The organism is Litchfieldella rifensis (genome assembly GCF_042646605.1).
Taxonomy (GTDB): Bacteria; Pseudomonadota; Gammaproteobacteria; order Pseudomonadales; family Halomonadaceae; genus Litchfieldella; species Litchfieldella rifensis.
On the sequence record NZ_JBHRUG010000009.1, the window covers coordinates 182,940 to 203,429 of the forward strand.

The window sequence follows — 20,490 nt, forward strand, 5'->3', positions numbered from 1 at the left end:
ACGTGTCCACGTTGTGTCCACGGCATTTTGGGGCGTACTTGATTGCGTCCGCAAGGTGATCCGGGGACAGGTGGGCATACCGCATGGTCATGGTAATCGTCTGATGGCCAAGAATCTTTTGTAACGTCAGCACGTCGCCTCCGTTCATCATGAAATGGCTGGCGAAGGTGTGGCGTAGCACATGGGTACGTTGGCCCTTAGGAAGTCTGATGCCGGCTTCGATGATGGCTTCTGAGAACGGGTTGTAGCCGGTGGTTTGAAAGACTCTGCCCATCTTCCTGGGAGCATGCTTGGCCAGGGTCTGGTAGAGATCCTGGGGCAAAGGAATCGTGCGATTTCGGCCGTTTTTTGTACCCGTGAAAGTGACACGTCCATCACGCAGCATTTCAGCCCGGAGGTATTGCGCCTCACTCCAGCGAGCACCGGTTGCCAGGCATAGTCTGGTGATCAACAAGACGTCGGGGTTTCGTGACTTCTCCAGGACCTGGAACAGCCGGTCGATCTGGTCTTCAGTCAAATAGGAAAGCTCGGTTTCGTCCAAGCGTAGCGGCTGGATATTGGCAAAAGGGTTCTGGCCTTCCCACTCTCCAAGCTGAATCACCTTGTTGAAAACAGCCCGCAGATGGGCTTGGTCATGGTTGGCGGTGTTCGGGGTGATGCCTTCATCCAGGCGGCGTTGACGAGATTTTGCTGCATCCATGGGGGTGAGGGTCGAAGCAACGGGGTTGCCCATCTTCTCGGCCAATGCCTGGAGCTGTGACAGGCGTCGCTTGCCATCCTTGAGTGAGATGCCATGGAAGTCATACCAAATCTGGATAAGATCCAGGAGCCGGCGGCGGTCGCGTTTCTTGGGCATGTAGGGTTCGCCGGCAGCAGCCTTGCCACGTAGATAATCCTCAAAACGCTTGGCCTCGGCCTTGGTCTTGAAAGTCTTGCGCACCCGCCTACCGAACCGGCCATCTGGCCTGACATCGACACACCATCCCGTGGCGGTTTTCTTGATACCCATCAGGCGGCTTTCCCTATCAATCGTCGTTCGATGAGCTTTTGTTCGACCAACTGGCGGAAGCCGTGCTTATCGACGCCGCGACGCCGGTAGTACTCGGCGAGGTCATCCCACATCCCGGAGCGTTGCAGGTAGCGAATGGCTTCATGGGTGCGAAAGCCTTGTCGGGCATAGATCGAGATCAGATTGCCGAAGGCAAGGCAGACGTTCTTTTCATTGCCGAGGCCAGGGGCCTTACGCGCTCGTTTGTAGAGGAAGTGGGGTTCATGGGCATAGAAGCGGGGATCGTCGCGCAGCAGTTGCCAGGTGGGATCGATCAGGTCCCGGCTATGGTCGAGGCGGTAGGATTGCATGGCGGTGCGCCATAGGCCGGTCAGGTGGGGAATGGTATCGATGAAGCGCTGGAAGCCATGGCCATCGTCGAGGACTTCGCCGGTATCGACGTTGCAAGGAATGCCTTGGGCGAACTCACGCAGCACGGATTGATGGAAGCGCATTTCGATGCGCCACACGTCCTGATCGGGATCGTAGGAGGGGGAGAGAGGATCATTACCGGGGGCTTGCTGCCAGATGCCTTGCCAGAAATGCAGCTTGTCGCGTCGGTGAGCTTCACGCGTCTTGTTGTACAGGGCGCATTGCAAGGCCCCAGCGGTGCCAAACAGGTAGCTTTGGCCATAACCATACTGGGCGGCAACTTCGCCGCTGGTGATCTCGAGAGAGTCGATGCCGTGGAGCTTGGTCACGCGCTTGGAGCGTGTCACGAAACGGTCCATGAAGTCTTTGGGCGGTTGCCAGCCTTGGACGTCCAGGGCGAGGTGCACGGCGCATCCAGCAGGCTCGATGTTGGCCAGCATGTGCTTCGAGATCGTGTCCATGAAGTCCTGGCACTGCTGAGGGCTGCGTTCCTGGATGAAATGCGGGGAGAGCTCAATCTTGAGATGGGTACCGGGGTTCTCGACCTTCTGATGTCGGGCATAGAACAACACGATCACGCCCAGGTCATTGTTCTGCAGGCGGTAGCGAAAGCCGGAACTGGACGAGCCCGCGGCGACGATCCAGGTGGTGTCGAACAGCTCGATGGTGGCACCCCTGCCCTGGTTATAGGCTTCGATGATCTGGTCGAAGAGGGACAGGCAAGGCTTGCCGATGTAAAGCTGACGAACGGTGTCGACGCCGGCATTGAGCAGGCGGATACCTCCCAGCTCACGTTGGCCCTTGGGGCTGATGAAAATGGGCCCCTGGTCGTCGTGTTCGCCACGTGACAAGGATTCGACCGAATAGCGTTCCCATGCTTTCATTTTTTTCTAAACACCTATTGGCAGTTAGTGGCAAGTTTTCGGCAGCTTCGCTGTAACTCTGCGAGACGTGCTACAGGGAGGGTCTCCACGTAGAGTCGGTTGACTAGGCTGCGAGTCTGTCGAGTCGTTCGTGTCCTCATGGGCCCCCTACCTGTCGTTTCACCAAGTCGGACCCGGGCAGCGGTCGAGCAAGGTGCGTATCCCTGCGCTATGGCCGTGTATACGCGCGTGCGGTGCGCCTCAAGCCACTGGCGCACCTTCAACGCGCTCCTGACCCGGCCAGCTTGGGATGCACCTTCCTGGCAGCCCTTGACGTCCGCCTTTGGTGAACCGACACGGGGGCTTCCATTGCATCCACTTCCTTTTCGTCGTTCTGAAGGCAGCGTGTCCGACAGCAAGCGGTTTACCCAGGCCAGGGCACGAAAATCTGAAAGGCGGCGATCAGGGCGAAATGCAGCGGGTACCAGGCACGCCAGAGCCAGGGAGAAATGCGCGGTACGTTTGCTACTTGACGTAACAGACCGAGGTGAAGGGCCAGCACCGCCAGTGCAGCCGCCAGGGAAACCAGGGAGAACAGCCAAACGGTATTGAGGCGGTAAGCCACGATCAGCAGGCCCAGGGCGGCGGGGAGCTGCCAGACACCACGCGAAGCGAAGACCAGGGCAAAGGCGGGGACCAGGGCGACACCGAACAAGCCGTACTCGAGATAATCCCGAAGAGCGACAGCAAGAATGCCCAGGGGGAGAAGCATCGCAGGCCGAGGCAAGTAACCCGAGCTAAGCAATACGCCCGTCAGGGCCGCGCCCAGGGACAGGGTAAAGACCACATTGCCCACGCTGGAGGTGACGACAAGCGTATACGGCAACTGAGCCACCAAGGCGATCAGTAGCAAACGGTGGAGATAGGCCAGCGGGTCACGGATCGAGTGGACGAGGTGCCAGGCGATCATGGCCGCGAACAGGGGCAGGGCGATACGGCCCAACAACGTTGCCCAGGTCGCGAGTCCCCAGATGTCAGGCAAGGCAAAGCGAGCGATATGTTCGAGCGTCATGGCGCCCAGGGCGAGCCACTGGGCAAGCGAGATCCAATGATTACGCATCACGATGCCTCCCCGATCGTCGGCAGGACCGTGGCCTGAAGCAAGACATTGAGGTTGCGTTTCTCGGTCGAGGTCGACGTGGAGCGAAACAGGCCACCGACCAGGGGCAGCGATCCTAACCCCGGCACCGATGACACCGTTTCCGTAACGTCCTCACTCACCAGGCCACCCAGGAGCACGGTCTGGCCTGACAAGATCTGCACCGTGGTGGTGATGGATCGCTGATTGGTAATCACGTCGGAGGCTTCCACCGACGACGAGAGGCTATCGGCCTGCGTCAACACGTCCATGATCACTAGGCCGGAGGCGGTCACCACCGGCGACACTTCCAGGGAAACGCCCACATCCTGACGCTCGATGGTCTGGAAGGGATTCTCGATGTCCGCCGCCTGCCCGGTCACGCGCCCGGTGATGAAGGGCACGTTCTGGCCAACGCTGATCCGCCCCCGCTGCCCCGACAAGGTGATGACCTGCGGCGTAGACAAGACCGTGGCAGAGGAATCCCGGCGCAGTGCCTGGACGGCCAGGGCGAGAACATCACCATCGAAGATCCCGAACGATCCGCCCGCCACACTGAGCGATCGACCGAGCATGTTGGTATTGAAGCCTCCCGCGAGATCGGTACCGCTGTGAGCCCGCCCCAAGGCCACGCCGAGATCGAAGGTGTCCCCCTCGGACGTCTCATACATGACCGCCTTGATCAGTACCTGAGGGTGGGCGACGTCGAATTGCGGCAACAACTGGGCGAGATCGGCCAGCTGAGCGTCAGTGCCAGTCACGAGCAGAGCATTGGCCGCTGGGAGAACCTGAGGCACAACAGCGCCGGGCGATAGGCTGGACAGGTAGGCGGACACGACCGGCACCATGTCAGAAGCCCGGATATTGGCAAAAGCGAGCAAGGTAGTCGACAGCGGCTCAACAGGCAGCTTGGCAATGGCATCGACGAAATCCTCGGGACTCCCGACCACCACCGTCGAGGGATTGCCCGGCATGATCGTGTAGCCGTGCGAGTGCAGTACCCCTTCGAAGAACTCGGGTAGCTGTTCTGGCGTCACGTCAGGCGCGTATACCGTCAGCTCCCCTTCAACCGAGGGTGCCACGGCAAGGGGCTGGCCGGTCTGATCGGAGTACCAGGACACGAAATCGCGAATGTCGGCATCGATCAACTCGACCGGCATGGCCCAGGCCGGCGAGGCGACCAGGGACAACAGCAGGATACGCAGCAGACTAGCAGGTGAGCATGGCATAGGAGCCCCCTTGAGAAAGACGGAGACGGCAAGAATCGACCGCCTGGACGGTAAGCCCCTTGCGACGGAGCTCAGACGACGACACGACTTCCCCGGATTCGTCCTCGAGGCGATAACGGATGTCATCACCCAGGCGGGAATAGCCAACGATCCGCATCGCTTCATAGGCGGATAGATCGACGGGATCGGGAACCGCGCCCGGGGACTCGGATTCATCGCCCCCGGCAAACAACGACATCGAGATAGCGGCGCCCAGGACGAAACCGCCTAAGGCGAGAAAGGGTCGATTAAACCGCTTCCAATAAATCCGAGTCATACGCATGGCAAATACTCCATCATGTGGAACGCGCTTAAAACCGTGGGTATACCAGGGCGGCAACTGCGAATAAGTGCCGTGAAGGTAGTTATCGGAAAATGCTTGCTTAGTGTCATAGGCGGGATATAAAGAGCGCCCCGTATAAGTCCAGCGCTCGACAACAATTGCGTTCTGACTATCGCCGTATTTGACAATGCCAAGATGAACCTTCGGCATCGGGAACTTGCCACCCGCAAACATGGACCATAGCGCCCCAATAAACGGCAGGGTCAAACGATCCAGGCGACGGCAATACACGACATGCTCGGCGAGAGCCACACGCGCTTGCTTATCCATAATCGACAGATCCTGGATCAGGAATATGATATCCCAGCCCAGCTTTCGCGCATGCAAAAACCAGTTGATGACCGCCTGGCGTTCCTTATCCGCCCAGGAGCGACTATTGAACCAGGTGCCGCACTCATCCAGGACCAGAAGCCCGTTCTTATTTTCGTCATAGGAATCCGTGCCGGTGCCAATCGCCTCAAGATCGGCCAGGGCCGGCTTATCGGGGATACGATAGAAACGGGTTTGCGACGGCGTGGGGCCGATCAGTTTGTCGAGCTTAATATCAAGGTTCGTGGCCACTTTACAGCCCTGGCACAACTTGTCCTTGATCTTGCCGACAGCAACCAGGGTTTTTCCCGCCCCGAGTTTTCCGGTAACCACATAAACGGCCATAACGTCCCCTAGCGACCGTAGCCGCCAAATTGACCGCCCGTCATACGTTCCCAGTCGATCAGTTGTTTCTTCTGCTGGAAGATCCACATGGCGATTTTAGAGCCATAAATAGCGGCAACACAGGCTTCAAAGTTTGCAGGCTTGACCATCGCCATTCCTTGGGCCAGATCACCAGGCAAAGCAACCTCGATAGCGGAGAGAATTGCAGAGAACGTCGCCGCCAGAGCAACCAACAGCGCAATATAGAACGTCACCCAAGCGAGACTAGTCGCCAATCGGGCTGTCACATAAAGCGCATACTTCGCGACCAACCACTCGACAATCTTTAGAATAAAGGTCATCAGCGCACTAACCGCCGCCGCAAGAAGTGCAGGCATGATTATTTACTCCTTATAACAGGTGAAAAGAAAGTGTCAATAATGCTTACAGCAGTCCAGAAATACACTATCCAACCCAACCAGACACTAATTTTATTAAATGCCTCGCAAGAAATCTCGAAGGAGTAAGCCCCATTGCCAAACGACAAAGGCGAACAACCACCGCCCCCAGTTTGCGGCATAAATGCAGTAACTTCATCGGGAATACCCTTTTCCAGCTCATCAAACTGACTGTCTAAACCAGCGGTATAACCCTCACCGTCGCCATCCATACTCTGCAGGCTTTCGTCAATGTTCGAGTCCCCAATCAAGCCATCGGCATCGGGCAGGCCCTCGGTAAACGGCCCAATAATTCCATCAGTCGTTGACGTCTTACCCGAACACAGCCAGGCAGGCGCCCAGGGGGGACAACCATTACTGACATAGCCAGCACCCTGACCAGGATCGGTCGGCGCGGTGCCAGAATCCTTGACGGAGCCATCGGGGTTATACGTGGTCGAGGTACCATCAGGATCGGTGATGGTGAAAGACCCATCCCAATGATTCACACGGCTGGAACCATCGCCATAACTATCGCCCTGGGGCGCATCGGATCCGGAATAACAGTATGACGAGCCACCAAAGCTGACATTGGAATACGGACAATCGTTAGAGGGATTATCAGTCGGCGTGTAATTGCTCGAAACTTCGTCAGCCTCATCCGGTACCACAGGCGCCTCGGCCTCAACTTCCGTAGCGCCAGGCACCGCGCCGGTTGACGTGTACTGGGCCGACCAGTCGCCAGAGGGGGTTTCCAGCCAAACGCCATGCGTCTTGAACTCACAACCACCGTGATCCCACTCGAAGGAATAGGACGGCTGCGAAGGATCAGGATGAAACGGCAGCGAAACAAAATTAGAACCGCCCGAAGTCAACGCCTGGCACTCTTCATCAGGCGTTAAAGGAGTAACGTAATTACAAGCCCCCTCGCCGGTTTCTGTGCTATTCATCTGGCCAGTAGACGTTGACCCTTCTCCATATGCCAATTCACATTCGGCATCGGAATAAACCCGGTTATAAGCGACTTTTCCATCGGCCAAATAATGGTCAACAGGATCGGTATCACTAAAAACAAATCGCAAGCTATGCCTATATGCCGAAGGACATCCAAACCAACCAGTAGTGGTAGTCGCCGAATCGGAAATAAAAACATAAGTACGACCAGGAACTTGAGCAGCGGTATCAGCATAACTTGCCCAAGCCTTAGACTCCGCCTCTTCAGGACTTCCACCAGTCGTACACGACGACTGAGTAAACGTAGAGGTCTGCCAGGACGCATAAGACACCGATGGCAGAAAGAACAGAAGTGATAAAAAAAGAAATCTCATGTCAGCCCACCACCATGAAAAGGGGGCCACGAAGGCCCCCGACTGATTGGCCCAAGATGCGGGACCTCAAGACGCCCGGTTGGCGAACTTCTTGAACAGCTTGATACCGATCATGCCGGCCATGATGGCCGTGGCCACCGGCCAGGCGGCAGTGATCAGGCTTGCGGCCTGACTTTCCAGCTCCGAGATAGCGGTGACTCCGGGACTTGCCGTGGTGGCGAGAGCTACACCAGCAGAACCAGCAAAGAGACCGGTACCGGCGACGGACTTGACAGCAAACTGCTTACCGCGAGAGACGAGTGTTTTCATGTGGAAACTTCCGAAAAGCGCTTGAATGCAAGCATTGAGGTTCCCCACGCCCAACCCAGGGCGTAGGCACTGAAAAGAGAGCCAATGATTTCAACGGCGGTCATCGTTGGCCCCCCTTTATTGCGCCGAGCCCGAAACAGGTTACGAGCCCGATGCAATAAATCAGGAGCCACAGACGGTCGAATTGGTCAGCGTCCATGGCTTAAGGTCCTTACTTGGTGTCGGCTTTGGCGGCAGTGCTACTGCCGCTATTGCTGGAGACAGAGGGTTTACGAATGCCAATGGCGTGCATGGTCATCTTCCCCTGGGTGGTGCGCATCTCGGTGTCGATCTCGAAGTTGCAGGGCATGTGCGGGGCATGGGCCCGCAGTTGATCGAGGATTTCGTAGGGGGCCGAGATGGTCATGACTTCATGGCCAACGCGGTTCTCGTTGTTAGGATCGGCTTCGTTCATGAGGGTCAGCTTGGCCCCCTTGACGCCGTTATCCATGGAGTAGCGCATAGCGCCGAGAACGCGGGCTTGAATGGTGTTGATCATGAGGTGGTCCTTCCTTCGTTGGCTTGGGTGCTGGCAGCGTGGGCCAGGCAGTAGGCCGCGAGCACAGCTAGCTCTGTGGTGTCTGGTGACGATCCTTCCGTTACCAGGGTGAGGTATTCGGCCTGGCCGTAGAGAAGCGCGGCCTTGCCGTAGTCCCGGCCGTGGAGGCACCGGGAAGCCCGCTCCCTCAAAGCTCTAGGATCCGGGCAGGCGTGTCCCTGCCCTGCCACCCTGCCCATCGGTCGGCTTGCACGGCAGTCGACTCCGACCACCCCGTCAACCGCTCGTGCCTCGGGTATGACGGGGTGGCCGTCGCCGACTCGGGGAGCCGTGCGACCGATGGGCGACGGGTGACGGGCAGGCACAAACACTTTTAGGCCCCAGAGCCAGGTCGCTGGGTGGCGTCGGCCAGGCCGAGGGCGGTCAAGTCGCCGCGCTCCAGCCGGTCGAGGCCGTCGTGCATGATCAGTTCGCCCAAGGCGGAGGGCGTCAGCAGGTGGGTGCCGGCCTGGATGAGAAAACGGCTATGGTGTTGCTCGTCCAGGAACACGCGAACGGGGCGTTTCTTGCCGTTGGCGGTTGTGGTCATTGGGGTGTCCTCGCGGTGAGGGGGTGTGGATAAACCGCAGTGCCAAAAAAAGCGGCCCGTTCGGTCGTTGTGGATAAAGTGACGGGGAAGGAACGAACGACGTCACGGGCCAAAGCTTTGGGAACGCTGCGAGTGAAAGGGGGGACGGTGGCCGGTGTTTGCTGGGCGGTGTCTTCGCCATAGGTACGGCGTACCAGGGCCAGAGCGTCGTCCAGGGAGGCGAAACCGAAGGCGTAGATGCCTTGGCTGCCGGGGGCGGTGGAGCGCTCCAGGGGGACGCCACGCGGGGCGTCGAGCAGATCGGCGAAGAAGACCTCGAAGCTGCCGTCAAGGCGCTGGCTGATATAGCCGGCTTCGCGGCCATCGACTTGGAAGAAGCGGGCGGTGCCCAGGGAATCGGAGACAGTGCGGAAGGTGATCATGCCCAGTCCTCCGCTTGCAGGCACTGCGCATTGAGCAGGGCGACATTGATAAGGCGATAGCGACCGACCTTGATGGTGGGGAGGTAGCCGCGGCGGACGTGGCCGTAGATCACGCCTTCATCGAGGCCGGAGAGCTGCGAGAAGCGTTCGATGGTCATGGTTGGCACGGTGGCCGGGACCTGGGGCGCTTGGTTCTCTTCCATGTGTCATTCCCTGCACAATGTTGGTCTGTGGTAGTCTCAAAATCAGCAATCTTGATCATTGGGATGGGGTATCTTGATTGCCGGGCGGTGTACTCTTATACGAGGCCACCTTTATGCAAGTATACCCTTGGGCGAGTATATGGCAAGTGATTTAGCAAAAAGAATTCGCCTGATACGTGAGGCCGAGACATCGGGCAGAGCAGAGTTTTCGCAACTTATTGGAATATCTAAGAAAACTATCGAAGGCATGGAGCAAACAGGAAGGACACCCAAAGGTGAACTTCTAGAAGCGGTATGTAATACATGGCCGAAGTACACGCTATGGCTAATGACAGGCCAAGTGAACGAAGAGGCTGGCCAGATCAGCCCAGAAATAGAAAAGGCGCGTAAAGCGTTTAAGCCAACGGGAACGGCTACCGATTAGCCAGGAAGGTTGTGGATAACTGGTACCAGGGAGGAAGGGACTATGGAGGATGCCGCCAAGGAAGCATTCGGAGCGATGATTAGAATGGCAATACTTTTTGGAGCAATGAGTATTGCTTATATTATTTTTGAAAAGTGGTTGCTTAGTAAATTCAAAAGAAAAAATAGAAGAAAATAATGGCGTGGATGCTAATTGGCCAAGAAAATTGTGAATAACTAGTATGAACAGGGATGGAAGGAAATAAAAATGCAGGAAATGCAATACGTTCTAAACCAATTATTGGTACTTCAATTAATGACGATGGTAGTTGTTGTGGCCGTCGTTATTTTTTTATGTGGTGCTCCTATGTTTATGTGACGTCTAGATGTGACTGGTTTGAAGAAGATGTGAGAATAAGGAATGCAGAGAAGAGTTATAACTTGGCTAGAGCAGAACAAATTAGACTGGAATCATTGGCGCTCAATGATAGATTGGAGAAAGGCGGAATAGATACGAGAGAAAAAGAATTTTTCTAAAATAGAAAGGCTGGCTTATTTGCCAGCCTTATCATTGTGTTCAGAATTTCCAGTCAATCTATTGTGAGTGTCAAAATTAAACCCAGATACCGTTAAAATCTTGTCCCTAGGGATAGATATGCAGTCATAACTGTTGGCACTGCTAAGATCGAAGTCATATCTAGTGGTAAAAGATAATGTTTTGTCGTCGCCCCTATATCCAGAAACAACAGGTACAATTTGTATTGAAGTGGAAGCAACCCCTTCCTCATCAGGTTCCGGTATAATTTTCGGAAGCCCTATATAAAACTTTTCATTCTCGAGTGTAATCAGCGCATAGGTGATGACTCTAGGTTCCAAAACCTGGGTAATCTCATTTAGAGTTGCGCTTATTGACTCTTTTTCTTCATCGCTCATATCTTTGCGACGAATAGACTTAATTGCGTTATACACTTCTTCCCTTGAAGACTGTATATTGTCATTGTAAACGAGATCTTCTTTTGCCTTGTCAGCGATAACCATAAGCTGATATTCAACAGGAGACTTTTCAAAGAATATTCTTTCAATGGCGCGAGTCTTCTTTTTTGCCAAGAGGAATATTCTCGAAAGTATTACTAAGAATCTATTTTCACCATTGGCAATGATGCTTATTGAACCATATATTACCCAGGTCGTGAATATTGAAACGATAGATACAGATGCAACATCAACGCTAGTGCTTGATGAAGCCGAGTTGGATAGTCTGAATATGTGACTGTCTTCGATAATGGTGGAAGCAATGCTAAATATACTAGAAAATCCTAGTTTTGGTAGTGCAATGCCAAATATTACAAAAATAGCGCTGACGATTATAAATCCAAAGGTGGCCGCTCTTATATATAGCGACCAGCCATGATACAAGCTTATTTTTATCTTTTCTGACGGCCAGCATGATATATAAAGATACCCACATATCAAAATCGGAAATATAAGGAGGCCGATCAAAGGTTGTCCCTTTCCTTTTTGGAAGATTATTTACTTTTTGTTATTCTTAAAAAATATATCTATATTTCTTTTCTCTCTTTGGGAGGCCTTTTCATAACCGCTATATGTAGCAACCACAGTCGAGGTTCCAACTACGCGCACACCACTTTCTTGGCTAGCTTTCCTAGCAGCCTCTTTGGCCATGTCTTTAATAGCTTCCAAGTCAATGCGTTTAACTGTATCCGTAGTCATAGTAGCCACCTCTCCCATAGTCATTATCTATCATTCTTGTGATTGTGATAGGTAATTCAAATTTGACTGCGCTCCTTGCTTGCCATTTCTTGCACCTTTGCAGCTTGCGGAATATACCCGTCTCTAATGCATAGCACAAGTTGGGCAGTAAATGGTGTCGACTTTGTGACGACGGCAATAGAAAGATAGCCAGTTATTGGCATGCATTAGCTAGAATTCATAACTCCTTGATGCCAATGCGTCCACATTGTGGCTACGCTCGATACATACCAAGGCCATCGTAGGCAGGTATTTCACCACCTAACCATATGATTTATAGGCTAAAGGTTCGCACTGGCATGTATCAGCTTCGATTCAAAATCCGCCGCTGGAGACAGCGTGTCGGTTCGAGTCCGACCCCGGGCACCATTCCTTTCAAGTACTTAGCGTCTCTTCCTCACTCTCGATTCCTTCCGATTTTTCTAGCGTGTCTACGTTGTGTCTACGGCAGGGCGTACTTGATTGCGTCGTCCGCGAGGTGAGCTGTCACTCCCGGTCCGTTTTCCGGGTCCACCGGATCACCCCACCCAGAATGATCAGTACCAGCCCGACAAAGCCGAAGGGGCTGATGCTCTGCCACCCATAGATGAGCAACGCGACGCCGATGACCTGAAGGATCAGCGCGAATGTCCTGACGTTCATATTTCGCTTCCTGCCTGCATATGTCGTACCAGTGTAACCGCATGCCTGAAGGGCTTGCATGGCCGCGCAAAGGGAAGGAGACGTTTGTTGGCGCGGTGCGCACCATTGAGCTGGTTCAGATGGGGATGGGAAATATCCGACAAGCGATGTAGGAGATCTCCTACAGAACATGTTGGCAATGGCTCACAACATGGTGATGTCATGATGACTAGAGTGATAATCAGTTCCTCGAGTCGTGTTCCCTGCTTTTTTCCGGCCACCCCGCTTAGTGGCCGGCTTTTTGTTGTCTTTTTCCGGCTGGCGATGCAGCGGATTGGCGTGACACGTCATTTATGCTTATCTGAGACGTGAAGGGTTCGGGGAGCCGTCACGCCATGCCGAGAAGCAAGAGCAAGCGTCAGAAGCCACCTATCACTCCGCGCAGGTTCCCGTCTTCCAGGCACCGATCGCGTTCGTTCAGGCCTCGCAGGCTGGTGCGCGGGGTGGTGATCGCGCTGGCCATCCTGTTGGTGCCGGTGACCTGGCTCATCATGGAAGTTCGCAGCACGCAGATGCTGACCGATCTGGATATCATCGGCAGCGGTGAGCCGGTGGTGGTGCAGATCCATGAGCCTGGGTTCGAGGATAGCGAGCGCTTGCGCCGCGATATCGATGCGGCCCGCAGCCGGATGAGCGGCGAGTTGGCATTTCGGGTGGTCAACATTGATACTTCCCGGGGAGCTCGCTTCGCCTACGAGTATGGCGTGTCGCCGGCGACCGTGATGTTGTTCGACGCTCGAGGCGAGGTAGCGCGAGTGATCGAAGGGGGAGGGAGCGCCGAGGACCTGGAGGCTACCTTCACCGCTCATCTGAGAGGCGCCAAGTAGCGCCAGGGTGTCGCTGCGGGCTGCCGGTGCGGTCATGGGGCTGTTTTCGTGGGTCGATTCGTTTGGAGTCTTCAGGGAGGAGTACATGCCCTTTTCACTGTGGCTGTCGTTGGCAGCGGTATGCGCCATGGGGGCCATGTCGCCGGGACCGAGTCTGGCCCTGGTATTGCGCCATACCCTGGGAGGCGGGCGCTTGCCGGGCGTGGCGGCGGCGCTGTCCCACGCCTTGGGCGTGGGCCTTTATGCCCTGCTCACCGTGTGGGGGCTGGGGGCGCTGATCGCACGCCAGCCACTGCTGTTCCAGTTCATCACCTGGGTGGGGGCGGCCTATCTGGCATGGCTGGGCATCAAGGCGTTGCGTGCCGGGCGCGTGGCCACATGGCAAGCCTCGGGGGTGATCACGAGCCGTGCTCAGGCGGCCCGCGAGGGCATGCTGGTGGCTCTGGGCAACCCCAAGTTGATCCTGTTCTTCGTCGCATTGCTCAGTCAGTTCGTCAGCCCCGAGATGAGCCTGGCGGCCAAGACGCTGATCGTCGCCACCGCGATGGTGATCGATGGTGGCTGGTATGTACTGGTGGCCATGGCGTTGTCGCATTCGTCGGTATTGCCCTGGTTGCAGGCTCGTGCTCACTGGATCAATCGCCTTACCGGCGTGCTGTTGCTGGGATTGGCCCTACGGGTGGTGCTGGGACCACTCGGGTAATGATGCTTTACCTCCTGCCGGGACAAGATTCTCACTCGAATGTCTGATTGGTGTTACACTTGATTACATATCCCGCTCCGGTACCCAGCGAGGGACAGGATGCCTGCAGACACCCAGCCATTGGCGGCCATACTGGATGACGACCCGGATGTCGCCGTCATGCTCTCGCTGCAATTGCGTGTACTGGGCATGGAAGCCTGCTGTTACCGTGAGCAAGCGCCGCTTCTGGCCGAGTTGCCCTATCGCCGTCCGCGTATGGTGATACTGGCCCTGGAGTTCGGTCAGGTCGATGGCATTGCCGTGCTGCGCCGACTGGCCGAGCTGGAGTATCGGGGTGTCGTGCTCTTGCTCAGTGGCGTCGAGCGCAAGATTGTGCGTATCGCCGAGCGTGTCGGTCGTGCCTTGGGACTGACCATTCTCGATTCCTTGAGCAAGCCCTATCGGCTGGCCGATCTGCGCCGGCGCCTTGACGGGATCAGGCCTCGTGTCCAGGGCGGTGGCGAATCCCGTGTCGATGCGATACGCAGTCCCGACGAGATCGAGCTGGCGCTGGCGCATGACGAATTCATCGTGCATTACCAGCCGCAGTACGAACTGGCCAATCGTCGTCTGAGCGGGGTCGAGACCCTGGTGCGTTGGCAGCATCCCGGTGCCGGTCTGCTCTATCCGGGCCAGTTCCTGCACTTGATGGCCCCCGAACAGTGCCAGGCGATGACGCGGCACTTGGTGGCACTGGCCATGCGGGACGCCGCTCGCTGGAGCGAGGCGGGGCTGCAACTGTCGGTCTCGGTCAACGTGACCCCGGCCGAATTGATGAATGTCGAGCTACTGTCGCTGATGGGACAGTGGCGGCGGTCGCTGGCCCAGCGCTCGCCGCTGGTGCTGGAAATCACCGAGACCGGGAGCATGGACAACGACCTGTTGGGCAGTGAGGTGGCCGCACGTCTGCACCTGCTGGGTCTGGAAGTCTCGGTGGATGACTTCGGCATCGGCTTCTCGTCGTTATCGCGCCTGCAGTTGCTGCCGATCAGCGAATTGAAGCTGGACAGGAGCTTCGTGCGCCACCTGCATGAGGACGTTCAGGATGCCGCCATCGTCGAGGCGGTGGCCCTGCTGGGGCAGCGCCTGGGTATCCGCGTGGTCGCCGAAGGCGTGGAATCCCTGGAAAGCCTGGAGCCATTGCAGCGCCTGGGCTGTACCCACGTCCAGGGATTCGCCCTGGCTCGACCGATGCCGGCCGAGGCCATCCTGGCCTTGGCGTGCGGCCTGTCAGGGCGGCGGGCTCAGTCGTGATGATGGGCGTCGGCGGCCTCGCTGCCATCGCTGGCCTCTTGGACCCAGACTTCGACCTCGATCTCTCCACGTTCTGCGAATTCCAGGGTCAGCGGGAAGGAGTCGCCTACCCGTAGCGCCTCTTGGAGACCGAGCAGCATCAGGTGGGAACCGCCACCGGGGCGCATGGTCAGGGTGTCGCCGGGCTCGATACGGATTTCATCGAGCTTGCGCATCCGCATATTGCCGTCGTCCATCGACATGTCGTGCATCTCCACCGCACGGCTGACCGGGCTGCTGGTGCCTACCAGCGTCGCGGCGCCGTCGCCTTCCACCGTGATGTCCAGATAGGCGGCGCCATTGGGAGCGCCCGGCGGGGTCGGCGTGGCGAAAGGATGGGCGATGCGTAGGTCCTCGAAGCGGACGTCGTGGGCCAGGGCGAAGGCCGGCAGCATCAGGGTGGCGGCGAACAGGGCGGACCAATGGGCGCGGCGTACGGGCATGCGATCTTCCTTGTCGTGATTCATGGGCGTATAGCGTAGAGGCTATTCGTCAACTGCCAAGTTACCATTTGTCGCATCCCGAGGGCCCCGCTGCCACGGGCCTCAAGGCAGGATCCGGCCCAGGATCTCGTCGAGAGGGGCATCAGTGGGCAGTACCCCGTAGGCGGGGCTGGCCACCGCGCCGAGCCGTGTGCGGCAGAAGGTCTCGGCCACTGCCGGGGGCGCATGGCGCAGCAGGATCGATGCCTGCAGACACTGGGCCAGGCCTTGGGTCAGCCAGCGGGCGCGGGGTTCCAGCGTGCTCGGGTCGCTCGTCAGGGCCTGCTCCAGCCCGTCGACGGCATGGTCGTAGTCGCGGCTGGTGCCACGCGCTTCGGCCAACTCGGTGCGCAGCGCCTCGATGCTCTCAGGATGGCGGGCCAGCACGCGCAGCACGTCCAGGCAGATCACGTTGCCCGAACCCTCCCAGATCGAGTTCACCGGGGCTTCGCGATAGAGCCGCGCCAGCGGCGTTTCCTCGACATAGCCGATGCCACCCAGGCATTCCATGGCCTCGGCCATGAAACCCGGTCCGCGGCGATTGTGCCAGTACTTGGCCAGCGCCGGTGCCAGTCGGGCCAGGGCCCGCTCGTGCTCGCTGCCGGGGCTGTCGAAAGCCCGTGCCGTGCGCATCACCAACGCCAGGCTGGCTTCGGCCTCCAAGGCCAGGTCGGCGATCACCGCACGCATCAGTGGCTGGTCGGCAAGCGTCTTGCCGAAGGCCTGGCGGCCACGTACATGCTTCCATGCCTCGACCAGGGCCTGACGCATCATGCCGGCCGGTGCGGTGGCGGCATCCAGGCGGGTCTGCTGGACCATCTCGAGGATGGTCGCGATGCCGCGCCCCGGCTCGCCGATGGCTTGCGCCCACGCCCCGCGGTATTCGATCTCGGCCGAGGCATTGGCGCGATTGCCGCACTTGTCCTTGAGGCGCTGCAGTTCGATGGCATTGCGCTCGTCATCGGGAGTGAAACGCGGGACCAGGAAGCAGCCCAGTCCTTCGTCGGTCTGGGCCAGGGTCAGGAAGGCGTCGGACATCGGCGCGCTGCAGAACCACTTGTGGCCGGTCAGGCGAAAGTCGTCTCCCTCGGCCACGGCACGCGTGGTATTGGTACGCACATCGCTGCCGCCCTGTTTCTCGGTCATGGCCATGCCCAGGGTCACCGCGGGCTTGTCCCAGGCGGGCACGGCGCGACCGTCATAGTCCCAGGCCAGCAGGCGGGGTGCCCATTGGGCGTGGACCTCGGATTGATGGCGCAAGGCCGGCATGGCGGCATGGGTCATGGTCACCGGACAGCAGAAACCGGGTTCGGCCTGGGTCAGCAGGTACATGGCGCCGATATGTGCCTGGTGGCCACCGCGGGATTCCTCCTGCCAGGCCACGGCATGCCAGCCGTGATCGCAGGCCAGGTGCATCAACTCGTGGTAGGCCGGGTGATAGACGACTTCGTCGAGGCGCCGGCCGTGACGGTCGAACAGTCGAAGTTCCGGTGGGTGACGATTGGCGGCCTCGCCCAGTGCCTGTACACGGCGGCTGCCGACATCCACGCCGAGCGGGGCCAGGCGGCGAGCGACCCAGTCCGGGGCCTCGCGGGCCAAGGCTTCCTGTAACGGTCGGTCGAGGGCGAAGATGTCGCTATCGCTCTCCGGCATGGGCTGATTGACGACCTCATGGGTAGCGAGCCGGGTACGAGGCGCTGCATCGGCCATGGTCGAACTCCACGAAGAGGGGGACTGAAAGGAGCATGGTCGCCGACTGCCACGGGGTCAACGCCTGCGACACGAGTTCGGTGGCTGGCTCTGATGGCAAGGACTGGTTAGGCTAGAGGCTTGTAGCAGGAGAATCTTCTAATGAGCGCCGAGTTTTCCGCAGTAGCCGAGTTGATGCCCTTGATTGCCGATGAGCGCATCCAGTTGGTGGATGCGCACAACCGTCCCTGCGGAAGTGCCCTGCGGGCCCAGATGCGGCGTTTTCAGTTATGGCATCGGGCCACCTATGTGGTGGTCAGGAATCGGCATGGCGAGCTCTGTGTCCAGCGGCGCACCCTGACCAAGGAGGTCTTTCCCGGTGGTGTCGACCTGGCCGCGGGAGGCGTGGTGGGGGCCGGTGAAGCGGTGCATGTCGCGGCACGCCGTGAACTGGCCGAGGAACTCGGCATCACCGGCGTGCCACTGCGGTTCTGCCTCGATTTTCGCTATGCCGAGGGTGGTCACCACATCTACGGCAGCGCCTTTCTGGTCGAGTATAGCGGCGCACTGCGGCTGCAGCCGGAGGAAGTCGCCCAGGCCATATGGCTACCGCTCGACGAGGCACTGGCCCACCCGCAGGCAACGCCGGATACGCATCTGGCCCTGACGCGCCTGGTCGAGGGCGGCTGGCTGGAACGCGGGTCATGAACCTCGGAGGGACGATAGCTAGCGCTGCGGCCCAAGTCGTGGCATCGTAAATATCCAACGCCAGGCGATACTTCCGGTCATGCAGATCTATGATTTCGACTGCTCGACCCACAGCGGCGAGCCCTTCAATCTCCGCGCCCTGCGCGGTCAGGTACTGCTGGTGGTCAATGTGGCCAGCCAGTGCGGTTTCACGCCCCAGCTCAAGGAGTTGGAGGATCTCTATCGGCGTTATCGCGATCAGGGCTTTACCGTGCTGGGGTTTCCCTGCAACCAGTTCGCGCGTCAGTCGCCGGAGTCGGCCACGGCGTTCTGCACTTTCAGCGAACGCGAATACGGTGTCACCTTCCCGCTGATGGAGAAGGTCAAGGTCAACGGCGCCGAGGCCCATCCGCTGTTCGTGGAGTTGCGACGCCAGGCTCCGGGGGTGTTGGGCAGTACCTTGATCAAGTGGAATTTCACCAAGTTCCTGGTCGGACGCAACGGTCGGGTGATTCGTCGCTTCGGTCCCCGCGATGGGGCTGAAGAGATTCGCCCTGACCTGGAAGCGGCGCTGGAGGTGCCCTTTTCCGTCTGATGCGATCAGCGGGAGATTTCGCCTCGCTCGACCATGACCCTGGCCATCAGCTCATTCCAGCGATGGCGGGTCATCATGGTGGTCAGGCCGGAAAATAGCGCCCAGGTCTTGCGGCGCCACCCATGGAGACGACGGTTGTGCGCGACCAGTTGACGCAACAGCTTGTCGTTGTCGAAGGCGCGCCATTCCCCAGCCACCGACATCTGCTGGCGCGACAACACCGGTGCCAGTTCCAGGCGAAAGATCCACTCGAGCTGGTTCAGGGTCAGGTCATGGCGCTGGATCACTTCGACCATGTGGGCATAGTCGGTTTCCCGGGGCTCACGCTCGAGCCACAGTGGGGCCAAGGTCAGCCACAATTCTGCGCGCTCGTCGACCAGGGTCTGAACGTCCATCTGGAATCTCCAGCCGTCATACGGCATATGGGGTCGGTCGGAATGGATACCGCCAATGGTCCAGCATGTCGGCATTCCGCTCAAGGGCGGACAGGGTATCCGCGAGCCGTTAGAATGTCTGCATCAACAATTGACTCGTGCTCGGTCGTCACTGCCTGGCGCCGAGCGTGTCCTGTCCATGGAATGTCGAGGTCTGTCGTGATCATCAAACCCAAGGTCCGCGGTTTCATCTGCACTACCACCCATCCCGTCGGTTGCGAGAAGAACGTGCTCGAACAGATCGAGGCAACCCGTGCTCGCGGTCTGGACAAGACGCAGGGCCCCAGGAAGGTGCTGGTGATCGGGGCCTCCAGCGGCTATGGCCTGGCGGCGCGTGTCACCGCGGCCTTCGGCTATGGCGCCGATACCCTGGGGGTGTTCTTCGAAAAGCCGGGCGCCGAGAAGAAGCCCGGTACCGCCGGCTGGTACAACAGCGCGGCGTTCGACAAGTTCGCCAAGGCCGAGGGGTTATACAGCAAGTCAATCAACGGCGATGCCTTCTCGCATGAGGCCCGCGCCAAGGCCATCGAGCTGATCAAGCAGGATCTCGGCCAGGTCGACCTGGTGGTCTACTCGCTGGCCTCACCGGTGCGCAAGCTGCCCGACAGTGGCGAGCTGAAGCGCTCGGCGCTCAAGCCGATCGGCGAGACCTATCGGGCCACCGCCATCGATACCAACAAGGACACCATCATCGAGGCCGAGGTCGAGCCGGCCACCCAGCAGGAGATCGACGATACCATCGCCGTGATGGGGGGCGAGGACTGGGAACTGTGGATCGATGCGCTGGACGAGGCCGGGGTACTGGCCCCCGGGGCCAAGTCGGTGGCTTTCAGCTACATCGGTACCGAGATCACCTGGCCGATCTACTGGCATGGTGCCCTGGGCAAGGCCAAGGAAGACCTCGACCGCGCCGCCGGCGAGATCGATGCCAAGCTCAAGGCCAGCGGCGGCAGTGCCAATGTGGCGGTGCTCAAGTCGGTGGTCACCCAGGCCAGCGCCGCGATCCCGGTGATGCCGCTGTACATCGCCATGGTCTACAGGGTGATGAAGGAGCAGGGGTTGCACGAAGGCACCATCGACCAGTTGAACCGCCTATTCGGCGAGCGACTCTACAGTGGCCAGCCCCCGGAAACCGATGAGGCTGGTCGTCTGCGGCTGGACGACTGGGAACTGCGCGTTGACGTCCAGCAAGCCTGCAAGGACTTGTGGCCTCAGGTCACCAGCGACAACCTGTTCGCCATCACCGACTATGCTGGATACAAGCACGAGTTCCTGAAGCTGTTCGGCTTCGAGCGCGAGGATGTCGACTATGATGCCGATGTGGACCCCGTGGTGGAATTCGATGTCATAACCTTGTAGTGAGCAGCGACGCTCAGTCATGGGCACGCCGGGAGGTG

28 protein-coding genes are annotated in these 20,490 nt (G+C 58.4%); 9 read left to right on the top strand and 19 right to left on the bottom strand.

Features of this window, described 5'->3' with window-relative positions:
• The 13 genes from ACFOEV_RS04355 to ACFOEV_RS04415 all read right to left on the bottom strand — a co-directional run.
• Nucleotides 1-1,009 (bottom strand): phage integrase (locus ACFOEV_RS04355; protein WP_386771910.1); only part of this gene is annotated, 1,009 nt, incomplete at its 3' end.
• Nucleotides 1,009-2,304 carry a hypothetical protein gene (locus ACFOEV_RS04360; protein WP_386771911.1) on the bottom strand — a complete coding sequence of 432 codons (1,296 nt, stop codon included), beginning with the start codon at nt 2,302-2,304 and terminating at the stop codon, nt 1,009-1,011. The genes ACFOEV_RS04360 and ACFOEV_RS04355, both read right to left, overlap by 1 nt.
• A gap of 403 nt (nt 2,305-2,707) precedes the next feature.
• A complete protein-coding gene (locus tag ACFOEV_RS04365; RefSeq protein WP_386771912.1) occupies nt 2,708-3,403 on the bottom strand; it encodes a TraX family protein in 696 nt (231 codons plus the stop codon).
• A complete protein-coding gene (locus ACFOEV_RS04370; RefSeq protein ID WP_386771913.1) occupies nt 3,403-4,650 on the bottom strand; it encodes a secretin N-terminal domain-containing protein in 1,248 nt (415 codons plus the stop codon). Before ACFOEV_RS04370 ends, ACFOEV_RS04365 begins: the two co-directional genes overlap by 1 nt.
• Nucleotides 4,631-5,686 carry a zonular occludens toxin domain-containing protein gene (locus tag ACFOEV_RS04375; protein ID WP_386771914.1) on the bottom strand — a complete coding sequence of 352 codons (1,056 nt, stop codon included), beginning with the start codon at nt 5,684-5,686 and terminating at the stop codon, nt 4,631-4,633. The genes ACFOEV_RS04370 and ACFOEV_RS04375 overlap by 20 nt, the downstream gene beginning before the upstream one ends.
• 8 nt (nt 5,687-5,694) lie before the next feature.
• Nucleotides 5,695-6,063 (bottom strand): DUF5455 family protein, encoded by a 369-nt coding sequence (locus tag ACFOEV_RS04380; RefSeq protein WP_386771915.1) that lies wholly within the window; start codon nt 6,061-6,063, stop codon nt 5,695-5,697.
• Nucleotides 6,064-6,065: 2 nt separating this feature from the next.
• Nucleotides 6,066-7,430: a hypothetical protein gene (locus ACFOEV_RS04385; protein WP_386771916.1), complete on the bottom strand. Its 1,365-nt coding sequence runs from the start codon at nt 7,428-7,430 to the stop codon at nt 6,066-6,068.
• Nucleotides 7,431-7,496: 66 nt separating this feature from the next.
• Nucleotides 7,497-7,739 carry a major coat protein gene (locus tag ACFOEV_RS04390; RefSeq protein WP_386771917.1) on the bottom strand — a complete coding sequence of 81 codons (243 nt, stop codon included), beginning with the start codon at nt 7,737-7,739 and terminating at the stop codon, nt 7,497-7,499.
• A 100-nt stretch (nt 7,740-7,839) separates the two neighbouring features.
• Nucleotides 7,840-7,938, bottom strand: coding sequence for a tail virion protein G7P-2 (locus tag ACFOEV_RS04395; RefSeq protein ID WP_386771918.1), 99 nt, complete (start codon nt 7,936-7,938; stop codon nt 7,840-7,842).
• Between the two features lie 12 nt (nt 7,939-7,950).
• Complete coding sequence (locus tag ACFOEV_RS04400) at nt 7,951-8,277, bottom strand: hypothetical protein (protein WP_386771919.1); 327 nt, start codon at nt 8,275-8,277, stop codon at nt 7,951-7,953.
• 373 nt (nt 8,278-8,650) lie between these two features.
• Nucleotides 8,651-8,866, bottom strand: a complete 216-nt coding sequence (locus ACFOEV_RS04405) for a hypothetical protein (protein ID WP_386771920.1) — start codon at nt 8,864-8,866, stop codon at nt 8,651-8,653.
• A complete protein-coding gene (locus ACFOEV_RS04410; protein WP_386771921.1) occupies nt 8,863-9,288 on the bottom strand; it encodes a hypothetical protein in 426 nt (141 codons plus the stop codon). The genes ACFOEV_RS04405 and ACFOEV_RS04410 overlap by 4 nt, the downstream gene beginning before the upstream one ends.
• Nucleotides 9,285-9,491 carry a DNA-binding protein gene (locus tag ACFOEV_RS04415; protein ID WP_386771922.1) on the bottom strand — a complete coding sequence of 69 codons (207 nt, stop codon included), beginning with the start codon at nt 9,489-9,491 and terminating at the stop codon, nt 9,285-9,287. The genes ACFOEV_RS04410 and ACFOEV_RS04415 overlap by 4 nt, the downstream gene beginning before the upstream one ends.
• A 139-nt stretch (nt 9,492-9,630) precedes the next feature.
• Between ACFOEV_RS04415 and ACFOEV_RS04420 the strand changes: the two genes are divergently transcribed.
• From ACFOEV_RS04420 to ACFOEV_RS04430, 3 genes are read left to right on the top strand one after another with little or no spacing between them, the layout of a single operon-like run.
• Nucleotides 9,631-9,915, top strand: a complete 285-nt coding sequence (locus ACFOEV_RS04420; RefSeq protein WP_386771923.1) for a hypothetical protein — start codon at nt 9,631-9,633, stop codon at nt 9,913-9,915.
• Between the two features lie 42 nt (nt 9,916-9,957).
• Nucleotides 9,958-10,092: a hypothetical protein gene (locus ACFOEV_RS04425; protein ID WP_386771924.1), complete on the top strand. Its 135-nt coding sequence runs from the start codon at nt 9,958-9,960 to the stop codon at nt 10,090-10,092.
• 53 nt (nt 10,093-10,145) lie between these two features.
• Nucleotides 10,146-10,430 (top strand): hypothetical protein, encoded by a 285-nt coding sequence (locus ACFOEV_RS04430; RefSeq protein WP_386771925.1) that lies wholly within the window; start codon nt 10,146-10,148, stop codon nt 10,428-10,430.
• A 15-nt stretch (nt 10,431-10,445) separates the two neighbouring features.
• Here ACFOEV_RS04430 and ACFOEV_RS04435 read toward each other — a convergent pair whose 3' ends face one another.
• From ACFOEV_RS04435 to ACFOEV_RS04445, 3 genes are all read right to left on the bottom strand, one after another.
• Nucleotides 10,446-11,309 (bottom strand): hypothetical protein, encoded by an 864-nt coding sequence (locus ACFOEV_RS04435; RefSeq protein WP_386771926.1) that lies wholly within the window; start codon nt 11,307-11,309, stop codon nt 10,446-10,448.
• Between the two features lie 114 nt (nt 11,310-11,423).
• The gene (locus ACFOEV_RS04440; RefSeq protein ID WP_386771927.1) at nt 11,424-11,624 is read right to left on the bottom strand and encodes a hypothetical protein; all 201 of its coding nucleotides are present in this window, start codon (nt 11,622-11,624) and stop codon (nt 11,424-11,426) included.
• Nucleotides 11,625-12,149: 525 nt separating this feature from the next.
• The gene (locus ACFOEV_RS04445) at nt 12,150-12,305 is read right to left on the bottom strand and encodes a hypothetical protein (RefSeq protein ID WP_386771928.1); all 156 of its coding nucleotides are present in this window, start codon (nt 12,303-12,305) and stop codon (nt 12,150-12,152) included.
• A 482-nt stretch (nt 12,306-12,787) separates the two neighbouring features.
• On the opposite strand from ACFOEV_RS04445, the gene ACFOEV_RS04450 reads away from it, so the two are divergent.
• The 3 genes from ACFOEV_RS04450 to ACFOEV_RS04460 all read left to right on the top strand — a co-directional run bounded on the left by ACFOEV_RS04450 (nt 12,788) and on the right by ACFOEV_RS04460 (nt 15,167).
• A complete protein-coding gene (locus tag ACFOEV_RS04450; RefSeq protein WP_386771929.1) occupies nt 12,788-13,171 on the top strand; it encodes a hypothetical protein in 384 nt (127 codons plus the stop codon).
• A gap of 85 nt (nt 13,172-13,256) precedes the next feature.
• On the top strand, nt 13,257-13,874 hold the full coding sequence (locus ACFOEV_RS04455) for a LysE family translocator (RefSeq protein ID WP_386771930.1): 618 nt from the start codon (nt 13,257-13,259) through the stop codon (nt 13,872-13,874).
• Nucleotides 13,875-13,973: 99 nt separating this feature from the next.
• Nucleotides 13,974-15,167 carry an EAL domain-containing response regulator gene (locus ACFOEV_RS04460; protein ID WP_386771931.1) on the top strand — a complete coding sequence of 398 codons (1,194 nt, stop codon included), beginning with the start codon at nt 13,974-13,976 and terminating at the stop codon, nt 15,165-15,167.
• Here the strand turns inward: ACFOEV_RS04460 and ACFOEV_RS04465 are convergent.
• Both ACFOEV_RS04465 and ACFOEV_RS04470 read right to left on the bottom strand, forming a co-directional pair.
• Complete coding sequence (locus tag ACFOEV_RS04465) at nt 15,158-15,649, bottom strand: copper chaperone PCu(A)C (RefSeq protein ID WP_386771932.1); 492 nt, start codon at nt 15,647-15,649, stop codon at nt 15,158-15,160. The genes ACFOEV_RS04460 and ACFOEV_RS04465 overlap by 10 nt on opposite strands.
• A gap of 102 nt (nt 15,650-15,751) precedes the next feature.
• Nucleotides 15,752-17,398 (bottom strand): acyl-CoA dehydrogenase family protein, encoded by a 1,647-nt coding sequence (locus ACFOEV_RS04470; protein WP_386771933.1) that lies wholly within the window; start codon nt 17,396-17,398, stop codon nt 15,752-15,754.
• Nucleotides 17,399-17,539: 141 nt separating this feature from the next.
• On the opposite strand from ACFOEV_RS04470, the gene ACFOEV_RS04475 reads away from it, so the two are divergent.
• Together ACFOEV_RS04475 and ACFOEV_RS04480 are read left to right on the top strand one after the other, a co-directional pair.
• On the top strand, nt 17,540-18,085 hold the full coding sequence (locus ACFOEV_RS04475) for an NUDIX hydrolase (protein WP_386771934.1): 546 nt from the start codon (nt 17,540-17,542) through the stop codon (nt 18,083-18,085).
• Between the two features lie 79 nt (nt 18,086-18,164).
• Nucleotides 18,165-18,659 carry a glutathione peroxidase gene (locus ACFOEV_RS04480; RefSeq protein WP_386771935.1) on the top strand — a complete coding sequence of 165 codons (495 nt, stop codon included), beginning with the start codon at nt 18,165-18,167 and terminating at the stop codon, nt 18,657-18,659.
• A 5-nt stretch (nt 18,660-18,664) separates the two neighbouring features.
• Here the strand turns inward: ACFOEV_RS04480 and ACFOEV_RS04485 are convergent, their stop codons facing one another.
• Nucleotides 18,665-19,054, bottom strand: a complete 390-nt coding sequence (locus tag ACFOEV_RS04485; RefSeq protein ID WP_386771936.1) for a DUF7079 family protein — start codon at nt 19,052-19,054, stop codon at nt 18,665-18,667.
• 198 nt (nt 19,055-19,252) lie between these two features.
• On the opposite strand from ACFOEV_RS04485, the gene fabV reads away from it, so the two are divergent.
• The gene (gene fabV / locus ACFOEV_RS04490; protein WP_386771937.1) at nt 19,253-20,452 is read left to right on the top strand and encodes an enoyl-ACP reductase FabV; all 1,200 of its coding nucleotides are present in this window, start codon (nt 19,253-19,255) and stop codon (nt 20,450-20,452) included.
• Nucleotides 20,453-20,490 lie beyond the last annotated feature (38 nt).